The sequence below is a fragment of the Dictyobacter vulcani genome (assembly GCF_008974265.1).
Classification (GTDB): Bacteria; Chloroflexota; Ktedonobacteria; order Ktedonobacterales; family Ktedonobacteraceae; genus Dictyobacter; species Dictyobacter vulcani.
Map to the genome: position 1 here is coordinate 3,475,643 of NZ_BKZW01000001.1, position 20,467 is coordinate 3,496,109.

Consider the following 20,467-nt stretch of genomic DNA (forward strand, 5'->3'; position numbering starts at 1 on the left):
GGTATTTCTTGTTCGTATTATAGGCGACTGGATGCCAGATTTTACAAGGTCAAATGACTCATTTTTCGCAGTTCACGATTGTCTTTCAAGAGGGTGGTAGCCGAGCAGTTCAGGATACGTAGCGTGCTGCTTGGTTTCCCATTATTCCTTAGCGCCCAACCGTCTTCAGGCGCTCTGGACGGCGAATGAAATAGTATAGCAAGGCTCCAAAGAAAGGTACACACAGGATAAAGCTGAGCCATGCCATTTTATCATTGGTGTTTGCAGGCTCTTTTGTAAGACAGTCCACAATCACCCAGACCCAAAAGATCGCAGCCAGTGCGGCCAATCCTGGTGATCCAATACCCAGCAGATAGAGCAGAGCGTTGAAGGGATAGAACATAGCTTTCACCTCTTTTGATGCATGTATAGTAGCCACCACGAAGCACGATGGCTGTCTATAGATGTGACATTGAAACAAGGATATTATTGATGGGTTTATACATTTTAATAATACGTCATTTATAAATATGAGTTGCAAAAGGGCAGAAAAATAGCTACTGTAGTACTATCGTAACTGGATAGCACTACAGTAGCCAGGTGGCAGTTTACCAGCTGTTCAAGTGAATAATTTGATCCAGGGGTTTACGTGGGCCGGCCTTAAAATCAGTGCCAAGGGTATAAGCAACTGGAATCAAGGCCGTCTGGGTAAATTTTTCATAAGGGATACCCAGCAGTTCAGCTGCCTCTTTTTCATATATTAAGTGGAGTGTCGTCCAGGCAGTACCGAGACTGCGGGCCCGAGCTGCCAGCATAAAGTTCCAGACAGACGGCAGAATCGAGCCCCAGCTACCAGCCTGTTGCGGAAGCGAAGCACCCTCTAAACGGCCCCGGATGCAGGGAATTACATGCACCGGTACCTCGTGAAGATGTTCAGACAGATAATCCGCTGATGACACAACGCGTTCCTGTACCGCGGCCGCTTCAGGATTGGTTTCCTGGAGCTTTTTTAGTCCTTTTAAAGAATCAGTGCGATACGGACTAAAACTTTTTCGATAGAGTTCGGCGAGTCCCTGGCGTTTGTCGGCATCGGTCACGACCATAAAATGCCATTGCTGGCTATTACTGCCACTGGGAGCCTGAGTGGCAATCTCAATGCATTCGCGTATAAGTTCTGGCTCAACTGGTCGTGAGAGATCCAGGCGTTTACGAACCGTCCGGGTGGTTGTCAATAATTGATCTGGTGTAAGTTCTAACTGCGTCATACTCTTTTTTCCTTGTCTCTCTATACAAAACATTTCTATCTTTAGACACGTTTGATTATCCGGCCGGGTCTCTTCTCAACTGACTGTATCAGACGGGATGGATTGAAAAGGGAGCTTGTTGACTTTTATCTCACTGGCCTGGTGTTGACCAGCGTCGAGGCATCCAATTGTGCGATCGATGAATAGCCACTTAAAGCTAGCGAGAGATCCAGATCGGCCAGGATGTTTTCTAGCACCGTCTGTACGCCCTGCTCCCCTTCCAGAGCCAATCCCCAGATATAGGGTCTCCCCAGGAGTACCGCCTGCGCGCCCAGGGCTAGCGCTTTGATGATATCTGAACCGCGACGGATACCACTATCAAAAAGGATGGGCACCTGTTTATTCACGGCCTCAACGATTGCTGGCAGAGCATCCAGAGCCGCCAGTGAACCAGCCACCTGGCGACCGCCATGGTTGGATACGATAATACCATCCATGCCCATCTCAAGCGCTTTACGTGCATCATCTGGATGTAGGATGCCCTTGAGAATGATCGGCAGGCTGGTATGCTGGCGGAGAAAACTGAGCTGTTCCCAGGTGAGAGCAGGATTGAGGAAAATATCCGTAAAATAGCGTACTGCGGTCGCAGGATCTTTCTCTGGTGGTTGAGCTAACGCCTGGCGGAACACAGGATCACTGAAATAATTGGCCAGCCCTTCTCCTAACAGGAATGGTAGATAGGCGTTCTGGATATCCTGTTCACGCCAGCCGAGGAGTAGCGTATCCAGAGTAACCACAATCGCGCTATATCCGGACTGTTCAGCCCGACGCACAAAACTGGCGTTCAAATCTGGATTTTTACTCCAATAGAGTTGGAACCAGCGCAGTGTGTCGCCTGCTGCCTGTGCTACCTCTTCCAGGCTACGCGATGAGGCGGTACTCAGGATCAGCGGAACGTTAGTACTGTGGGCTGCCCTGGCCACAGCGAGTTCAGCCTCGGGGTGAATAATAGACTGCACACCAATGGGAGCCAGCAATAATGGAACCGGTAACTGCATCTGAAGAATGGTTGTGCTCAGTTGCCGTTGCGAAACGCCACGGAGCATGCGTGGTACAATCTGCCAACGGTGAAAAGCCTCCAGATTGGACCTCATCGTATCATCCATGCCCGCCAGATAGCCACTGGCCTCCGGCTTCAACCGTGCAACAGCCTGCCGCTCCAATGCTTCAGGACTTACTGGTAGCGACGGACGTTGTCCCTGAAGTCCCTGTAAATACACCTGCATCTGGCGCGTCAGACCATAAGCCGGGGAGATCGGTTGTTCATCTTTCATAAAGCCTCCTTTGCGCAAAACAAAAGCGTAACGCTAAACATCTCTCCTTGTTCGCTTCATTGTACCACTGTGCTTTATTGCATGCGTAGAAGCTCCAATAATCAAAAATGCAGGAAAAAATATGCCCGCTTTTAACGGCGCTGCAAAACGTCTCTTTGGCCTGAATGGTATTTTATATCCATTCAATGTGAAAAGTGGTCCTAAAAGTTTGACGGTATGTAGAGGATATGATAGGGTTGCTATAGGTTGCTATGTACGCATTTTATCGAATTCCATTCAATTGTGTGAGTGGAGTTGCCTGACAGGCGATACCCTTTTCGCAGAACTGATCAGCTTCTAAGTGCTGGTCTGTGGTGACTTCGCGCGCCGTGTATGCGCGGCAGTCACGATGGCTTTTCAATACTATGCCATCATCGATAGCAAATAAAAATAAATCTACGAAACCACATTAAGCAGAAAAATCATATCTAATTTGGATAGGATCTATGGCATTGATGACATCCCCTAAAACTTCTAATCAGAAAAATACGATCGCCGTTTTAGATGGAGTGCGTGCATTTGCGTGCTTCCTTGTGATTGGATATCACATCAACAAATTTTCGCATGATGCACATGTCTGGAATTATGGACAATTTGGCGGTGTCACGACTGGCTTTGCTCTGGTTGGTGGATATGGAGTAACGCTCTTTTTTGTGCTGTCTGGCTTTCTCCTATTCATTCCGTTTACGAAATCCCTCTTATTTTGTGACGCCTGGCCATCGCCTCGTACCTATTATCTCAGACGTATCTTCCGTATCTGGCCGGGCTATTATTTTTCGCTGGCTATTCTGTTGTTATTGGTAGCGCCAAATTATTTACACTTTGATCATTTAAAGCAACTCTTTCTCTTCGCGACATTTTTAATGGATTCGTCTAAACAAACCTATCAAGCTATCAATGGACCTTTCTGGACGCTGGCGGTGGAGTGGCAATACTATATGCTGTTGCCGTTGATTGCTATAAGCATACGTTGGGTGGTGAGTAAAACAGATGACCAGAAAAAACGTGGAGTACTCCTGTTTCTGTGTTTGCTGGCGTTAGTCGCGTGGGGATTGGTAACGCGTGCCTGGGGACGGTCATTTGATATAAATCCTAACCAGCAATTGTGGCTGCCTGTCTATTTGCATAATTTCGTCAGGTTTTGTTTGTATGGACAGAGTGGAAAGTACCTGGAAGATTTTGCGATTGGCATGATGGTCTGTGTTGCCTACCAGTTGATCCAGCGCCATCCTGAAGCACTGGCAAGCCGTTTGATCAAACAGAGTAGCTGGGGTATCTGGCTGCTGGGCGTCGCCTGCTTCTGTTTCATGTCCCTCTGGTTCCTGACTGGCTACTACTCCGTACTGGTTCCATACATTGGTGCCCACAACTGGCTGGTTGAACTGGGCTTTGCGATTAGTTTTGGACTGTGTGTTCTCGCATTGCTCTGTGGACCAATTAGCCTGCGTTGGTTCTGGGAAACGAAGCCTTTGCGCTGGTTGGGCCTGTTATCCTATGGTCTATATATCTGGCATGAGCCACTCTTATTCTTTTTCCAGGATTACCTGTTGCGGCCGTTCATCGGCTGGCCAAATCCGGTGCGCTACGGTTTATACTGGGCCAGTATTATCCTGATCGCGATTCCTCTCTGTTATGCTTTCTATCGTATTATTGAGCTCCCATGGATCGAGGTCGGGGTAAAATATATTCGTTCCCGTAAGCCGATAGACAATGCTCAGCCAGCCGCAAAGGCCCAGGTAGAGCAAGCTGTGTAATGATCATCCTTTTGTTATGGTCCTGCGTGTATAAAGAACAAACACAAGTTTCTTTATACACACAGGAAGGATGTTCATCATGTCAACGCTTAATGAGCACGATCGGGACAAATTGTCTGATAGCGCCTATGCCTTTCCAAAGGAGCGCAAAGAGCCATTGAATGATGCCGCTCATGTGCGCAACGCACTGGCGCGCTTCGACCAGGTCCATGGTGTTTCAGATGCTGAACGCGATGAAGCCTGGAAGCGTATCAAACAGGCCGCCAAAAAATTTGATGTTGAGATTCAAGAAAATGATTGGCGTGAGCTGAAAAAGAAATAGAGCAAAAAGAGCACTTGCCTGTCAGGTGCTCTTTCTTTTAGCGATAGCATGCAAAAATGCCCTCTGTATGCTCCCCATGCCCTCCATCATTTCTCTGCATGAGTTTTCGCACCTGCGGTGCGAACAAGGGTTTTATTATGTGATGTCAAAAAGTGTTTGAAGAACACTTTTTGACATCACATAATAAAAGAAGTATGGGCACTTTAGTGCCCGCGTGCGGCTGGTTGTACGCTTCCCGATGAGAGTGGGAATCAAACGCTATGATACGAATCATCCTGTTACCTCAAAAATAATTTAACTCTTCCTGAAGAACAAAAACAGGTTAAACCTGGTAATTACATCCATTCATAGCTAAAACAACCAGGGAATATGCACGTATATAAGATATAGCCAGATAAATCGGCCTTGTGATATGATAGCCAATGATTTCAGATGGGGATGAAATCCAACGTATGTCAGAATTGATAGCTAGCTAACAGTATCTTCTACCTATAGGGATGTCCTGTACCCGTGACAGCGTGGTAAACTTTTCAATACGTGTTACAATTATGTGGGATATATCTGTTAAAACACTGAGCATTTGGGTACACACTCCAGGCAAGTCAGAGTTATCCTGGACAAACGAACATTCTCCAACTCCAACAAATAGTAAAAAGAAAATCAGGAGACATCATGAGTACTGAGCAGCAAAAGCGACCGGATGGACGCGATGCCACCACTACAGATAAGCCTCGTGTCGTCACGCTGCCTGAAGACGAAAATCGAGAAACGTTGGTAAACTACTATCACCAGATGTTACTCGTCCGCCGTTTTGAAGAGAAATCGGATGAGATGTATAAGATGGCCCGCATTGGCGGCTATTGTCATTTGAACCTGGGTGAAGAGGCCACTGTTGTCGGATTCTGTGCAGGCTTGGAACCGAAAGATTACCTCTATACGAATTACCGTGAGCACGGATATGCTCTGGGTCGTGGCATCGCACCAAATGCTGTAATGGCTGAATTGTTTGGCAAAGAGACTGGTTGCTCCTTTGGTCGCGGTGGTTCTATGCATATGTTTAGTCTGGAGCATCGCCTGTTGGGTGGATATGGAATTGTTGGTGGACAGGTGCCATTGGCGGTTGGTGCTGCCTTTGCGGTCGCCTATCGTGGAACAGATGAGGTAGTGGCCGTTCAGATGGGTGATGGCGCTACAAATGGTGGTCCTTTCTATGAATCACTGAACCTGGCCAGAATTTATAAGTTGCCAGTTATTTTCTTTGTGGTGAATAACCAGTACGGCATGGGCCTGCCAGTTGAAAAAGGCTCGGCCGTTTCAGAGCTTTATCGCAAAGGGTGCGCCTTTGATGTACGCGGTGAACGTGTGGATGGCAATGATGTGCTGGCTGTCCGTGATGCTGTTCGCAGGGCTGCAAAAGTTGCCCGTGAGGAGCATGAGCCATATATCGTTGAAGCGGTCAGCTTCCGTCATCGTGGCCATTCTGTCATCGATCCTGATCGCTACCGTGACGAAGAACTGGTGAGACAGGGCCGCTCCCTGGATCCCGTTCCCGCCTTTGCCAGACATCTGTTAGAGGCACATATTATTGATGACCAGGGCTTGCGTGCCATTGATGAGCAGGTTGAGCAGGTAGTGAGTGAAGCCGTCAGATTTGCTGAGGAAAGTCCATTTCCAGCGGTTGAGACCCTCTTTGACCACATCTATGCCTCTGACGAGCATCTACAGGAGAGTAAGTAACAATGGCCGAAATAAGTTTTCGACAGGCGCTCAATGATACATTGCGCGAGGAACTGAAGCGCGATGACAATGTCTTTTTGATGGGTGAAGAGATTGGTGTCTTTGAAGGTTCATATAAGATCACGGCCGGCTTGCTCAAGGAATTTGGTGCCCGACGTGTCGTGGATACTCCCATCGCTGAAAATGGTTTTATCGGTATGGCGGTCGGTTCGGCGATGCTGGGCCTGCGCCCCGTGGTTGAGATTATGACCTTTAACTTCATTGCACTGGCAATGGACGAGATCCTCAATCACGCAGCCAAGATCCACTACATGTTTGGTGGTCAGACACCGGTTCCCCTGGTCATCCGCACCCCGGGTGGTGGTGGACAGCAGCTTTCAGCGACCCACTCACAAAATCTTGAAGTCTGGTTCGCTCACATCCCTGGCTTGCACGTGGTCGCCCCATCCAATCCAGCGGATGCTAAAGGAATGTTGAAGACCGCGATCCGCAACAACAATCCTGTTATTTTCATCGAACATCTGGGACTTTACAACACCAGGGGCAGTGTACCCGATGGCGATTATCTGGTGCCTTTTGGCAAAGCGAAAATCGCCAAAGAAGGAACAGACCTGACCATCATCAGCTATTCACGTATGGCTGCCATGGCCTTAGACGTTGCTCGACGTCTGGAGCAGGAAAACAAATGGAGCGTCGAGGTCGTTGACCTGCGTTCATTGCGCCCACTGGACAAAGAGACGATTGTGAACTCGGTCAAAAAGACCGGACGTGCCATTGTCTTTGAAGAAGATTGGCGCTCATATGGTATCGGTGCTGAAATCGCGGCAACCGTTCAGGAAGAGGCATTTGATTATTTGGATGCTCCCGTGAAGCGTGTCGCGAACGTTGAAGTACCTCTCCCTTATTCAAAACCACTGGAGTCAGCTGCCCTGACTGGCGCGAAGCAGCTGTTAGATGCGATTAATGAGCTTGCGCCCCGTCGGAGGAGATAAATAAACTATGCCTGAAGTAAATATGCCACGACTCAGCGATACTATGCAGGAAGGCACGATCACCCATTGGCTGAAGAAACCCGGTGATGAGGTGAAAAAGGGCGAGATTGTCGCTGAAGTTGAGACCGATAAAGCCAATATGGAGATCGAATCGTTCAGCGCAGGTGTGCTGGAGCAGATTCTGGTTGCCGAAGGGGAGACCGCTCCCATTGGACAACCTATCGCTATTCTTGGAACCGGTGCTAATGTGCAGTCACAGAAACAGGCGGTGGCGCCTCAGGTAGTTGCTGTTCCACAACAACAGCCTGCGACCAATAATGCGAGCATCCATCCCCAGTCACGACCTGCGATTGAGTCAAGTCCGGCGCAGAACGAGCGCGTCAATGGAGGAGCAGTCAAATCCTCGCCGCTGGCACGGCGCATGGCTGAAGAGCATGGTATTGATCTGCAACAACTCAAAGGGACAGGTCCTGGCGGTCGCATTGTCCGTGATGATATCGAGGATTACATCGAGCAGCAGCGTAACGCACCAGCTACCCGTCAGGCTGCTCCTGCCAGTGTCGCTCCAGTAGCCCCGGCTGCAAGTGCACCTGCCCCGATAAGCCAGCCAGAGGCGGCTCCAGAAGATGCAGAGATCATCACACTCTCAACCATGCAGAAGACCATTGCGCGCCGTCTGACCGAATCCAAGCAGAATGTGCCTCACTTCTATATCGGTAGCGATATCGATCTGACCGAGACCCTGGAGATGCGTCAGAAGTTGAACGCCAATGCCGGTGAGGGTGGTGTCAAAGTCAGCGTTAATGATCTGATCATCAAAGCCTGTGCACTGGCCTTAGAGAAATCCCCTGAGGTGAATGGTGGCTATCGCGATGGCCAGTTTGTGCTGCATAAGCATGTCAATATTGGTATCGCCGTTGATATTCCCGCAGGCCTGATCGTTCCAGTCATTCGTGACGCCAACTTAAAAGGTTTGCGTACAATTGCCCGTGAAGCCAAAGCCCTGGTTGCTAAAGCCCAGGCTGGTAAATTGACCCCGGCTGACCTGGATGGCGGCACATTCTCGATTTCCAATCTGGGAATGATGGATGTCACTGACTTTGCAGCCGTGATCAATCCGCCGCAGTCTGCAATCCTCGCTGTGGCCGCGGCTCGCAAGACATTTGTCCCCATTGATAACCAGCCAGTGATCCGGGACATCATGCACGTTACCCTGTCCGCAGACCATCGCATCCTTTACGGTGCAACCGTGGCGCGCTTCCTACAAGAAGTCAAGCGCGTGCTCCAGAATCCTTATCTGCTGCTGGGCTAGAATATAGTTAAAAACAATCGACCCGAGGTTACACTTCACAAATACATGAAGTGTAACCTCTTCTTTTTTACAAAGTATTTAATTGTATTTTGCTATACCAGAAGAAAAGAATGTAACAGCATGCATAAGACAAATAGGCTATGCACTGATGCTTATTATGTTCTGAAGGCGAAATAAATGATATTCTTGATAGGTATCAATTGGAATATTTGTATTAATTTATTGGTGGTGAATAATGTAGGGAGTGTAGGATGTACAGCCATGGATGAATATTCGCGATATCCACAGCAATCCGAGCAAATCATAGCGACCATTTTTACCTGTCGCAGTATTGTTAGATATAATCTGACCTTAAATGAGCCACAAAAAAACGACCTGCTCCATGATATTGACGCTGCTCTGGAGTTACTACGTAGCCAGTTGATCATCAGAGGAACGACCGCAGAGAAAAATATAACAGCCCCCGAGTGCCGGATAGCAGCACATTGATGTCCAGGGCAGATGACGCGCCAGCGGCGGAGAAAAAAGAGCATACTGACTCGGATCAAACTCTTCAGGCGCTGTATCGGATGTACCATGGATATCTGGATACGCAACAGACGAGTAGTATCGGCACTTTTGTCACACGCTTCAACGATGCTATGATCACTATTAATGATCTGCAACGCTTATTAGAGGCAAAGTACGGCTCGTATGAAAGCTTTGTGGCGCAAATGCCACTGGCAGATCCGTTGCAGCGTATACGGGTCTTTATCGCGGATATCTACTACATCTTTATGGAATTCATGCACCTGCTCTCTGAAGTGCTGCAGCACAATAATATGCATCGCGATACAGAAAAATTATCCTCTATGCGTGGAGACCATGGCGTTCCATTACTGCCAGCAATTGGAATTTCCAGGGATAAAGAAGCCTCTACGGATGTACAATATAACTTCACACATCTGGCCCGGGTCTATGTCAATCATCAGCAATTACATAAGTTGAAGGGTCATGTCTCCATGCGCGTTGCCGAGAGTACAGCTTTTCTGGCGTTTATTAAAGAACTGAGCAAGGGCACTTCCAGCACGCATGAGGAGATCGCAACACAGATTAATAATGTGGTGAAGGTGCTCTCTGATCTGCAATGCTTGCTGGCTGATTATGAGCGGGCCGCCTCGTTACTGCTACAAGCCAACCAGTAGGAGGGTCCTGCTTACCATTGTTAGTGAAGCGAAAAGCAGCGTTCAAGCTTATTATATAAAAGAGCTTATTGCTTTGAGGGGAGAAATTCATGAATGCATTTGCTATCGGCCACGCCGAATTATATATCTATCCAGAGAAGGTCTCGCCACAGGATCGTATTGCTTCTCCACAGCGTATAGATGTGACGGGCATGCAGGATCTGCTGGAGGTGCTCACTTCAATGTCGGCAGAGACAAGCTTTAGTGTCTTGCTGGTCATGAATGATTGTGTGGTGGGCAATGGAAAATATTTCATGACCCATGAAACTGTAACCATTCTGCACGAATATGGGGCCTGTGTAGGCTTTTTAGTCAAGCCACTGACAATGTTGCGTGAGGCACGCATGAAACATCATCAGCAGCGTTATAATAGCCAGGATCCAGTCCAGGAATAGCCAGCTGGCTATTCCTGGTGGCGCTAGCTACAGTGCCTACGTGTGATGAGCAGCTTAGATTTTTGCGCGCTCATATTGTTTGGGCCAGGCCAGATCATAGCCTAGCTCACGGGCGGCTCTCAGTGGCCAATGGGGATCACGCAGGAGTTCGCGAGCCAGCAAGATCAGATCGGCTTGCTGCTGCTGTAAGATCTCATTAGCCTGGGCCGGCTCGGTGATCAAACCAACGGCTCCGGTAGGCACGTCTGCGCCGTGGCGAATCCTTTCCGCGAAAGGAACCTGATAGCCAGGACCAACCGCGATTTTCGCCTGGGCGACATTACCGCCGGAAGAGACATCGATCAGGTCGACACCATGTATTTTAAGCGCACGGGCAACTTCCACGCTCTCCTCCAGTGTCAGACCATCCTCAATCCAATCCGTGGCGGATACGCGTACCAGCAATGGTAGCTCTGCCGGCATAATCTCGCGAATAGCCGTGACCACTTCCACCAGGAAGCGCATGCGATTCTCCAGCGACCCACCATATTGATCTTCGCGTTTGTTGGAATAGGGCGAGAGGAACTGATGGAGCAGGTAACCGTGGGCTGCATGGATTTCAAGTACCTCGAAACCAGCTTTCAGTGCGCGTCTGGCCCCATCCTGGAAGCTCTGTACGACTTCAGCAATCTCAGCGACTGATAGTTCTGTCGGTAAAGGAAAATTTTGCGCAAAGCGCACAGCACTTGGAGCGATTGTTTGCCAGCCACCGTTCTCTTTTGTGACCTCACCGCTACCGCTCCATGGTCGGAACGTGCTGGCTTTACGTCCCGCATGAGCGAGCTGTATTCCAGCCCGGGCGCCCTGAGCCTTGATGAAGGTTGTAATGCGGGAAAGCATCTCGATGTGCTCATCTTTATAGATACCAAGATCCTGTGGTGAAATGCGCCCACGGGCCTCAACGGCAGCAGCCTCGGTAATAACCAGTGCGGCACCACCAACGGCGAACGAGCCAAGATGGACAAGGTGCCAATCCGTGGCAAAACCATCGACCGAAGAATACTGGCACATAGGGGCAACCGCGATGCGATTGCGAAAAGTGATATCACGTAATGTATATGGCTCAAACAGTGTTACTGTCTGTTTCTTCTGATCATCCGCAGTAGTATTATTTATTGGAAGCGTAGTCATTAAGAAATACTCCTTGATAATGGGGGATCTTCTATCTCTAATACAAACGCATCCGTGAGGTTCCATTATTCCAGATCTGTTTTGCAAGCGGGGATGATGTATCATATCGTATCGTAGCGGTAGCCTTCACGGCTGCGACCTGTTGCGCGTATGAACAACTCCCTGTTCGCAACGGAAGCGCTTGCCGCTGCCCCTTCTCGACGTCCGATCGGCCCACGCCGCACATTGGACGTCATGGGGATGCGTCCCAACGACGTGGCTTGTCCGTACGTGGAACGGGGGTAGCGGCAAGCGCTCCCGTTGCGTGGTGGTTGCGTGTTGGTACGCGAACAGATCGCAGCCGCAAGGGCTGCCGCTACGGCGGTTTTTCCGCTTTTCTCAGGGCAGATGAATTGGACGATACGGTGGTTTGGCGACACGTTTGGAACCAATCACCGGCGTGTAGATGTGAAAATTTCCGCTGTCATGCAGGAGTGCTAACATATAGAGCATACCATCGTAATAGCGCCACTGACCACTGGGAACAGGTGCGTTCCAGAGTGCATCCACAAAATTGTGACTCATACTTTGTGTGGCCGCCAGACTGGCTACGGCATTCATGGCTATCAGTCCCGTGGAATGATCGGTCGAGAGGACCTGTCCATTGAGAGTATATTGATTGCCGTACGTATTCATACCCTGACTATTGAAAAAGTTTTGCACGCGATCACTCTGGTTTTTTTCCCAGCTATCGTTTGCAAACCACGCATAGTCAACGGCAATATTACTATTTACGCGCCAGGCATCAAAGCGAAAATCTCCGTGGCCATTATCCGGATGAGGTGTACCATCGAAATTGGCATAATCGGGTGCCAGACCGGTGGTCGTATTCACCGTGTTCTGCAAAAATTGGCGACTGGTTGTTGCTGCCTGTGCCCAGAAGGATTGATCTTCCGTAGCCCAGCGCGACCAGAGCTCATAATAGGCAGGAAAGTGATACGAGGGATCCGTATACGTGGCCGAATCCATATAGGGTACCAGCACAACTTGTTTCTGGTTCAGATCAAACATATTGGTAACATTATTGATCGTGCCATGATGTAACATATTGTGCAGTATTTTTTGCGCCTGATCCTGGTAGTTATAGATATTATAGCCATTCCCCCACCGACCCGAAGCAAAAAAGAGATCCATGGCAAACCACTGATCAGCATCAGACGCGGCATGATCGTCTATAATCTGACCCGTTGGCGTGCACTCCCAGGCAAAATAGCCCTGATTATCACCACTGCTATGATGCATATAGGTGACACTCCGCACGCCCTGAAGGGGCGGCGGCTTCTTCCACTCCTGCGTACGCCACTGTTCGAGATAGATAGCGTTGCTATGACTCACTGAACAGAGGTAATGGGCGAGGAATAGCTGAGGGCGCCACCATCCTGGCGTGATCCTCATGGGTGGTGCCATACCCCTTGCCCGTTCCATGCCTTCGTGCTCGGCGGCGTGATGGGCCACCTTCGCTGTTGGCATCTTGGGAACGAACAACACCTGATGATTTCTCATCCCTCTCTCCTGGACCCAGGAGAGGAGCGCGAGGCTTTTCCTGATGGTGAACCCGTCCGTGTACGCAAACGCTGACCAATGACCACGCTCGCATTGCGATCGGCATGGCCCTTCATGCCACACGCAGGACACCAGGCCAATGGTGCCCCAGGGGTGTAGCCTGCTGGCTCGGGCCCCTGCTTGGCATGGTAGCGCACAATCAGGCCATGACAACGGGCGCATTCGCGGCTCGTGTTGCGCGGGTTCACCCGACTCGTGATCATGCCCTCGTTCCACGCTTTATATTTGGCATTGGTGAATATACGCCCCTTCATCCAGAAGGCTCGTTTGCTGTTCCCTCGGCGACTGTAGCGGCCTTTTTGCGGCTTCAGCTTGCCCAGATGTTCAAATACCAGCACACTCGCCTGATGCTGACGAGCAAAGTGGACAATGCGCGCACTGATCAGGTGTGCCACCTGCTCATCCACATGACGGATTTTCTCCCATAATGCCACATTATCGGGTTCGTTTTCGGCCAGGATACCCGTCTTACGACGGTTGCGGGCGATACGACCAAGCAGCCACTTCCTACGGCCATTTACGCGTTTGCCGCCACTGAGAAAGGTGGTGGCAACGGTCGAGCCGTCGGCTGTTTGGATGGTACAGACCGCCAGATGATGGTCGAGATTGAGATCAATGGCACAGATGCGTGTCTGGGCATGAGCCAGTTGCACAGCCACCTTCCCCGGACTGGTGAAGGTCTTTTCGACCGGGGTATGCAACCGCCAATGTGAGCCATGGCGAACCAGCGACGGACTCCCCGGCTCATAGCCATCGGGCAGGTCACGGCTCAAGAGCCGAACGTTGACCCAAATCCACCTCGCCCCTGTCCAGAGCTTGAGAAGAATGGAGGACGCAGTTCGCCCTTTCCACTGGCCCTTGTAGAACGTCGGCGACCGATTCCAGGTCCGCGGGGGAACCGGTGGGTGCTCGGTGAAACGCTTCTTTTTGAGGGCCGCTTTCTCTTTGCGCGCACGCCACTTCTGCAAGCTCGTCTCAAAGGCATGGGCGGAGCCAAGAGCCGCGTGAATAGCGGCACGGCGAAAGAGGGCAGGAACCTGAGGAGCAATGGCATCGAGCGGCATCACCGGATCGGGGTTTTCTTCCGTCGCATGGGTCAATGTCTCAAGGGCATGCAAGGCTCTGTGTGAGGAAAGCAACAGCACCTGCTCGTGAGTTGTGATGACCTCAAAGTAGAAGGAAGCCACTGTGTTGAACAATGCCTGGGTGGTCGTAAACCAGGCAGCATACCGGGATGGATACTGCATTGCTTGTGTGATGGTTTTCGTTGCCTTTGCCATGCGATGACTCCCTCCCTTCCTCCCCGCTAGATTCCTTTTTGCGCATTGATATAGTGTTGAATGGTCTCAGCACTCACTGCACCAGCCGTGCTGGCAAAATAGGAACGGGTCCAGGTCGAAGGCATTTTCTTCATGATAGGGGCGAACTCCCTTCGTAAATGAAAGGACGTGATGCCCTTAAGTTCTTTCACCACATCAGCGGCACTTTCAGAAGGCCAGACGCGGATAAAAAGATGAATATGGTCAGGTTGAATCGCCAGGGTGAGAATACTCCAACCTTTTTCCAGACATTTCTCTTCGAGTATCTGTTGACACCGTTCTTTGATGGGACCCGTAAGAATGGCTTTGCGACGACGAGGACACCAGATGAGATGATACACAATAAGATGGACGCGGTGCTCGTCACGCTGATACTGCAATGTACTCGTTTTTTCCATTGTTGCAGTATACAGGAGAAAAGACGATATTGCAACAAGCGAGGGCTAAAGCCCACGAGAAACCCGCCTATCCGCCTGGGTTCAAACCACAGCGGCTTGCGGCGGGTTACGCTTATGTCAAGAAGGATGCTGCAACGCAGGTGACCGACCAGCAATGGACGGTCACCTACGATGCCAATGGCAACATGACCAAGAAGGATTACACCGGGGCATCCAGTTATTCATCAACCTATAGTGGTTACAACGCGGACAATGAGCCAACCTCGGCCAGTAGTACAGGAAGTGCGAATGGCAATCCGACTTCAGGAAGTGCGACCTATGCCTATGATGCCAATGGCAATCTAACCAGTGTTACCAATGGCAGCGCGGGCGCTGGAGCCGTCTCCTATGCGCAGAGTCATACCTATAATACCGCCAACCAGGATGTCAGCGGCACAGGCACCTTTAGTGGTTCCACCCAGAGCTATACCTTTGGCTATAGCGGAACAGACCAGACGGATCGTGTTACTAATGGAGGCACGGCCACGGTCTATACCAGCCTGGGCTTAAGCACCGAGAAGACCACGGGTGGCACCACCGAGTATGTGCGCTGTAGCTGTGGCCTGCTCAACAGTGAGCGCACCCCGGACGGCAAAGCCTACTACTATCTCTTTGATGGGCGTGGCTCCATTGTCCGAATGACCGATAGCACAGGCGCCGTCGTCAACCAGTATGGCTACGATCCCTTTGGCGGAGACGCCTCGCGCACCATCGTGGTCAACAATCCCTGGCGCTATGCGGGCGGCTACTATGAGAGCAACACCGGCCTCTACAAGTTCGGCATCCGCTATCTCGATATCCAGTTCAACCGCTGGACCCAACGCACCCCCGTCGGCGGCAGTCTGCAGGAAACGCTCAAGCCTAACCCGTATGAGTATGCTGATGATAATCCTGTCAATGAAACTGATAGTAGTGGAAGAGATCCCATTACTACTTTTGGAGAATGTGCTTCTGGTGGTCTCTCTTTTATAATGGCAAGGTTAGTGGGTGTTTTAGCTGTTGCTACAACGTTGGGACTTTTTACAGACTGGGCTGCTGGCGTCGCGACTGGGCTGGCTGCTAGTATATTCGGATTTTCGACCGGAGTTTTTGCTGGAATAGCATTCGGAGTAGGACTTTTTCTTGTAGGGCTTTGTGGTCTGATCGCCTTTGACCAGTAGCCAAAATCGTTCTGTTCATGAATGATTGCATGATTCTTCATGTGATAGGTTGATAGTAATCTTATGTTATCATTCTAATGACGTTATTACAGCTATTTCTTATTTTCTGGTTGGCTGAATCTCTATGATTGAGCCTCACTAATTGGTGAATGGGGAGGAAAAGGTTGAAAAAAGTGACGCGTCCCGGTATGGTTGCCTTATGCAAAAAATACAACCATACCGGGACGCGTCCCACCAAATTTGCCCCAAATTAGCGTGTTCAGCAAGAGGCAAGGTCGGAGGGGCAATATTGGCGTGCATTGCCGCAACCGCAGATGCTATCGGTGTCGCACATACGGGCACACCTTTAGTGAACGACGCGGAACGGTACTCGAAGGACTTCGCCAGCCAACAGAATTCATTGTTATTGTGTTCATACTACTCTCGTATGGCTGTCCTGTTCAAGCGATTGAGCATACCTATGGGTTGGATGAACGAACCATTGCTCATTGGCGTGATCGCGCAGGAGCGCCTTGCCACACCATCCACGGGGCTCTCGTGGAGTGGGAACAAGCCGAGCAATTGTTGCAGCGCTTTTGAGGCAAAACGATGCTCAATACAGCATTCATTGAGCGCTTGAATAGTAGTAAGAAGACTTTTCTGTATGTTACCTACATACTAACGAAACGTTTACTGATTTATTTAAGAAAGGGAGCAGGAAAATGAAACCATTAGGTAAGAATAATTGGATTAATCTTATTTTTTTATTTATTAGCCCACATTCCGCAGGGTAATTGACAGGAAATCTAAAATTCGATAAGGTAGTCTCAGCACAAAAAGGAGCAGAAAAAGAGCATGCAACGAGCTGAGGATTACCAGAACGAACGGTTGGATCATTTGGGTATTGTCGCGGGAGCCTGTCAGGAAATAGGCTTGGCCGCGTGGTTGGATGCCTTGGAACCGAAACAGCAACGTGTGGTGAGTTATGGAACTGCAACCGTCGCCATGATTCTCAACGGCTTGGGTTTTGCCAATCGCCAACTCTATCTGGTCCCACAATTCTTCGAGAACAAGCCGGTTGCCCACCTGCTGGGAGCAGGTATCAGCGCTGATATGCTCAACGACGATTGCCTGGGACGTACCCTGGATTGGCTCTACGCGCAAGATGTGACCACCGTGTTCGCTGGCATCGCCCATCAGGCCCGCCAACGCTTTGGGGTGAAAGCACGGCATCTTCATGTGGATACCACTTCCTTTTCGGTCAATGGAGCCTACGAAACCAACCAGGAAAACGAGCACGTGATTGCCATTACCCATGGCTACTCGCGGGATCATCGCGAAGATCTCAAACAGTGGATGTTGGCACTGGCGACCACGCATCAGGGAGATATTCCGCTCTTTTTGCAGCCTCTTTCGGGGAACAGCAGCGATAAAGAGAGCCTGGTTAAGGTTATTGCGGATCTGCATGCTCAATTGCGGCAGCAAGAGCCCGAAGAAAAAACCATCTACGTCTCCGATAGTGGTCTCTACAGTACGGCAAATGTGCGCCAGCTCAATCAAGCTGGGGTGAGGTGGGTCAGTCGTGTTCCTGAAACCAGCAAAGAAGCCAAAGCTGCCGTGATCCAAGCCGAGGATGCGTGGCAGCCCAGCGCTGATGGGACACGCAGCATGATTGTGCAGCAGATGGATCTGCCGCAAGGACCGGAGCGTTGGATCGTGGTTCGCAGTGTCGATGGGGTCAAGCGCGCGTTGCAGACGGCTCGCAAGCAAGCTGACAAGCAGGTAGACGCGTGGGCAAAGAAGCTGTGGCATGTGAGCACCAAGTCGTTTGCCTGTCGAGAGGATGCGCAACAGGCCTGGGAGCAGAGCTTGAAAGGCCTGCCGGAGTGGCTGGAAGTCTCGGTGGAACTCAAGAGCCAGGCGGTCTTTGAAGGACGAGGCCGTCCTGCTCGGGATGCGGAGCCAAGCGGGCTGCGCTGGAGTGTCACATCGCAGGTCATCCTCAACGAAACGAAGCTGCTGGCCTACGCTCAGCGCAAAGCCTGTTTTGTCATCGCCACCAATGTCGTGGATGAAGCGGACACCTCCAATGAGGAGGTGATCAGCCTGTATCTGGAGCAGGGCAGCGTAGAACGGGGCTTCCGTTTCTTGAAAGATCCCTTGTTTCTGGCCTCCTCGGTCTTTGTAAAAAAACCAGAACGCATTGTGGCATTGAGCTTGATCATGGTGCTCGCGTTGTTGGTGTACCGTCTGGCTGAACATCGCTTGCGTGAGCAATTGCTGGCAAGCGGGCAAACGATCCCCAATCAAGTCAACAAGCCTACGGCTCGACCAACGATGCGCTGGGTGTTCCAATGCTTTGAAGGCATTGAATTGTTGCAGATCCGCACAGGAACCAGAACGGAGTCGGTTGTCCTCCGCTTGCAGCCACTGCATCAAAAGATCCTTTCGTTACTGGGACCAGCCTATCAACAATTCTATTTTTTTTCAGATTGAAACTGCGGAATGTGGGTATTAGTATTGCTGGACTTATTATAATTTTCCTAGTAAAGGTTCCACCTTTCAGATATATAGGTATAGTACTAATTATGATTGCATTTTTTTATTTGCTTATCCAGGTATTTCGTAATCGAAAGCTATAGAGTAAGACTTTCGAGCGTGTCAGGCAGATGCCTTTTAAACTCTTTTTGCTCCATTTTGCATATGGTGATCACGCCTTGGATGGCAAAGCCTACTACTATCTCTTTGATGGCCGGGGTTCTATTGTCCGTATGACCGATAGCACGGGCGCCGTCGTCAACCAGTATGGCTACGATCCCTTTGGCGGAGACGCCTCGCGCACCATTGTCGTCAACAATCCCTGGCGCTACGCCGGCGGCTACTATGAGAGCAACACCGGGCTCTACACGTTCGGCATCCGCTATCTCGACGTCCAGTTCAACCGCTGGACCCAGCGCACCCCCGTCGGCGGCAGCCTGGCCGAGACGCTCAAGCCTAACCCGTATGAGTATGCCGGCGATAATCCTGTCAATGAGGTCGATCCGAGTGGAAGATTTGACGTTTCACAAACATGTTGGGATGCAGTAGCCGCTGTTTTTATTACAGCTGTAGTGGGTATTGTTCTTGCTACTATAAGCGCTGGCATAGGGCTTGCGGCATTTGCTGCTATTGTGACTGCCACATCTCCTGAGGTTGCTGTCGGAGCAGGTTCAGCCTGTATTGCAGCTGTTATTAGTAAGTCGTTAGGTATTGGTTAACTATCAATTAAATGTATTCCAAAGTGTCAGGATAAAATTATTTTATCCTGGCACTCGTATCTCTTTTCATTGAAAAGAGAGAAGGTATACACTATTAATTTTGGTATACTAGAATATTTTCTTGTGCGATGTGATGCACTAAGCAAAAGAAAGGTATAGTTAATGTCAAACTTTATCTTATCCTACAGTCAGATTATTCCCTTTATCATTGCCATTTTTATTGGTGCGGGTATTTTTGCTATATTTCCTTTAATTTCTTTTGAAAAGACACGAACAGCCCATAGAGTCGATCGTACTTCAGTCATCCTTGGCTTTACAGCCATTATCGTTGGGGTATTGATTTTTGTATATGCGCTTTTAATACTTGCTTCTTCTGGCTTTGTTGTTAAAACTCTGATATATACAGTAATAGTGTCGGTAACAATGATATGGCTAACTAAAAGATATCGTTCATCATAAATAACAAAGTGCTTGGCAAAAATATATCAGGGCAGCCTGGCCGAGACACTCAAGGCCAACCCGTATGAGTATGCCGATGATAATCCTGTGAATAATGTGGATCCAGGTGGAAATATATCAATAGCTGGAGCTTGTATCGCCGCAGCCTTAGCTGCTGTAGCTCTTGGTGCAGTGACGCTCAGTGTAACTTTATTTACTGGTGGAGCAGATATTCCAGCTATTATTGCTGCACTCGGCTTATGGGGTAGTGGAGAATTGGCTATTGCAGGTGTGACCATTGATGGGGCTGTCCTTATCGGTTGTCTTGGTGGCATTGCTACTGAGGCTTTTACCGAAGCTTCCTCGAGCATGTAGAGCATACTGTGGTAAAGTACTACCATGTCAACACTCTGAAAAATATTATCTTTCAGAGTGTTGACATGGTAAATAACGTGGAGACAAAAAATGATTGCTTTCCTTGTTAGAAATTGGTTTATTGTATCTTTAGCTATCGCTTCTTTCCTATCTATCGGATCAAGTCTCCTTACACTTATTTTACAAAAGAGACTTGGCATTCCTAAACCAGGGCTACGACCACGTAGAGGCTTCGGTATCTTTGTATCTCTCGTTTGTCTTTTTTTCGGCATTGCCCTTTTTGTATGTGCAATTGTGCTGTCCTTTCTTTTCTATCGATCACTTTTTCCACATTGGATTATTGGTTTTTTAATTGGTACCTTCATCATGACGCTTGTATTCACCTGGATGGCTTACAAA

At 49.6% G+C, this 20,467-nt stretch carries 20 protein-coding genes and 1 pseudogene; 14 read left to right on the plus strand and 7 right to left on the minus strand.

Going from position 1 to position 20,467, the window contains the following annotated elements:
* Nucleotides 1–148: 148 nt before the first annotated feature.
* The 3 genes from KDW_RS14685 to KDW_RS14695 form a co-directional block, all read right to left on the minus strand.
* The gene (locus KDW_RS14685) at nt 149–382 is read right to left on the minus strand and encodes a PLD nuclease N-terminal domain-containing protein (protein ID WP_151757374.1); all 234 of its coding nucleotides are present in this window, start codon (nt 380–382) and stop codon (nt 149–151) included.
* 205 nt (nt 383–587) lie between these two features.
* Nucleotides 588–1,244, minus strand: a complete 657-nt coding sequence (locus KDW_RS14690) for a nitroreductase family protein (RefSeq protein ID WP_151756650.1) — start codon at nt 1,242–1,244, stop codon at nt 588–590.
* 125 nt (nt 1,245–1,369) lie between these two features.
* Nucleotides 1,370–2,557: a lactate 2-monooxygenase gene (locus KDW_RS14695; RefSeq protein WP_151756651.1), complete on the minus strand. Its 1,188-nt coding sequence runs from the start codon at nt 2,555–2,557 to the stop codon at nt 1,370–1,372.
* 494 nt (nt 2,558–3,051) lie between these two features.
* On the opposite strand from KDW_RS14695, the gene KDW_RS14700 reads away from it, so the two are divergent.
* The 8 genes from KDW_RS14700 (at nt 3,052) to KDW_RS14735 (ending at nt 10,331) form a co-directional block, all read left to right on the plus strand.
* Nucleotides 3,052–4,350 carry an acyltransferase family protein gene (locus KDW_RS14700; protein WP_162005241.1) on the plus strand — a complete coding sequence of 433 codons (1,299 nt, stop codon included), beginning with the start codon at nt 3,052–3,054 and terminating at the stop codon, nt 4,348–4,350.
* A 79-nt stretch (nt 4,351–4,429) separates the two neighbouring features.
* On the plus strand, nt 4,430–4,672 hold the full coding sequence (locus KDW_RS14705) for a DUF6582 domain-containing protein (protein WP_151756653.1): 243 nt from the start codon (nt 4,430–4,432) through the stop codon (nt 4,670–4,672).
* A 672-nt stretch (nt 4,673–5,344) separates the two neighbouring features.
* On the plus strand, nt 5,345–6,409 hold the full coding sequence (gene pdhA, locus KDW_RS14710; protein ID WP_151756654.1) for a pyruvate dehydrogenase (acetyl-transferring) E1 component subunit alpha: 1,065 nt from the start codon (nt 5,345–5,347) through the stop codon (nt 6,407–6,409).
* 2 nt (nt 6,410–6,411) lie between these two features.
* Nucleotides 6,412–7,401: an alpha-ketoacid dehydrogenase subunit beta gene (locus tag KDW_RS14715; protein WP_151756655.1), complete on the plus strand. Its 990-nt coding sequence runs from the start codon at nt 6,412–6,414 to the stop codon at nt 7,399–7,401.
* A gap of 7 nt (nt 7,402–7,408) precedes the next feature.
* Nucleotides 7,409–8,713: a dihydrolipoamide acetyltransferase family protein gene (locus KDW_RS14720; protein WP_151756656.1), complete on the plus strand. Its 1,305-nt coding sequence runs from the start codon at nt 7,409–7,411 to the stop codon at nt 8,711–8,713.
* Nucleotides 8,714–8,890: 177 nt separating this feature from the next.
* Nucleotides 8,891–9,202: a hypothetical protein gene (locus KDW_RS14725; protein WP_151756657.1), complete on the plus strand. Its 312-nt coding sequence runs from the start codon at nt 8,891–8,893 to the stop codon at nt 9,200–9,202.
* Complete coding sequence (locus tag KDW_RS14730; RefSeq protein WP_151756658.1) at nt 9,202–9,897, plus strand: hypothetical protein; 696 nt, start codon at nt 9,202–9,204, stop codon at nt 9,895–9,897. Before KDW_RS14725 ends, KDW_RS14730 begins: the two co-directional genes overlap by 1 nt.
* 89 nt (nt 9,898–9,986) lie before the next feature.
* Complete coding sequence (locus KDW_RS14735; RefSeq protein ID WP_151756659.1) at nt 9,987–10,331, plus strand: hypothetical protein; 345 nt, start codon at nt 9,987–9,989, stop codon at nt 10,329–10,331.
* 54 nt (nt 10,332–10,385) lie between these two features.
* Here KDW_RS14735 and namA read toward each other — a convergent pair whose 3' ends face one another.
* From namA to tnpA, 4 genes and pseudogenes are all read right to left on the minus strand, one after another.
* A complete protein-coding gene (namA, locus tag KDW_RS14740; RefSeq protein WP_151756660.1) occupies nt 10,386–11,501 on the minus strand; it encodes an NADPH dehydrogenase NamA in 1,116 nt (371 codons plus the stop codon).
* Nucleotides 11,502–11,879: 378 nt separating this feature from the next.
* Nucleotides 11,880–12,965, minus strand: a complete 1,086-nt coding sequence (locus tag KDW_RS14750) for a family 8 glycosyl hydrolase (protein ID WP_307767741.1) — start codon at nt 12,963–12,965, stop codon at nt 11,880–11,882.
* Nucleotides 12,865–14,383: pseudogene (locus KDW_RS14755) on the minus strand (zinc ribbon domain-containing protein). The gene KDW_RS14750 and the pseudogene KDW_RS14755 overlap by 101 nt, the downstream one beginning before the upstream one ends.
* Nucleotides 14,384–14,409: 26 nt before the next feature.
* Nucleotides 14,410–14,820, minus strand: a complete 411-nt coding sequence (tnpA, locus tag KDW_RS14760; RefSeq protein WP_151755659.1) for an IS200/IS605 family transposase — start codon at nt 14,818–14,820, stop codon at nt 14,410–14,412.
* Between the two features lie 29 nt (nt 14,821–14,849).
* On the opposite strand from tnpA, the gene KDW_RS14765 reads away from it, so the two are divergent.
* The 6 genes from KDW_RS14765 (at nt 14,850) to KDW_RS14785 (ending at nt 20,068) form a co-directional block, all read left to right on the plus strand.
* Nucleotides 14,850–16,019, plus strand: coding sequence for an RHS repeat-associated core domain-containing protein (locus tag KDW_RS14765; RefSeq protein ID WP_162005242.1), 1,170 nt, complete (start codon nt 14,850–14,852; stop codon nt 16,017–16,019).
* 294 nt (nt 16,020–16,313) lie between these two features.
* Complete coding sequence (locus tag KDW_RS31745; protein ID WP_162005243.1) at nt 16,314–16,598, plus strand: hypothetical protein; 285 nt, start codon at nt 16,314–16,316, stop codon at nt 16,596–16,598.
* A 255-nt stretch (nt 16,599–16,853) separates the two neighbouring features.
* On the plus strand, nt 16,854–18,494 hold the full coding sequence (locus KDW_RS14770; protein WP_151756665.1) for an IS1634 family transposase: 1,641 nt from the start codon (nt 16,854–16,856) through the stop codon (nt 18,492–18,494).
* A gap of 173 nt (nt 18,495–18,667) precedes the next feature.
* Nucleotides 18,668–19,255, plus strand: coding sequence for an RHS repeat-associated core domain-containing protein (locus KDW_RS14775; protein ID WP_151756666.1), 588 nt, complete (start codon nt 18,668–18,670; stop codon nt 19,253–19,255).
* A gap of 162 nt (nt 19,256–19,417) precedes the next feature.
* Nucleotides 19,418–19,714, plus strand: coding sequence for a hypothetical protein (locus KDW_RS14780; protein WP_151756667.1), 297 nt, complete (start codon nt 19,418–19,420; stop codon nt 19,712–19,714).
* Nucleotides 19,715–19,726: 12 nt separating this feature from the next.
* Nucleotides 19,727–20,068: an RHS repeat-associated core domain-containing protein gene (locus KDW_RS14785; protein ID WP_151756668.1), complete on the plus strand. Its 342-nt coding sequence runs from the start codon at nt 19,727–19,729 to the stop codon at nt 20,066–20,068.
* The last annotated feature ends 399 nt before the right edge of the window (nt 20,069–20,467 follow it).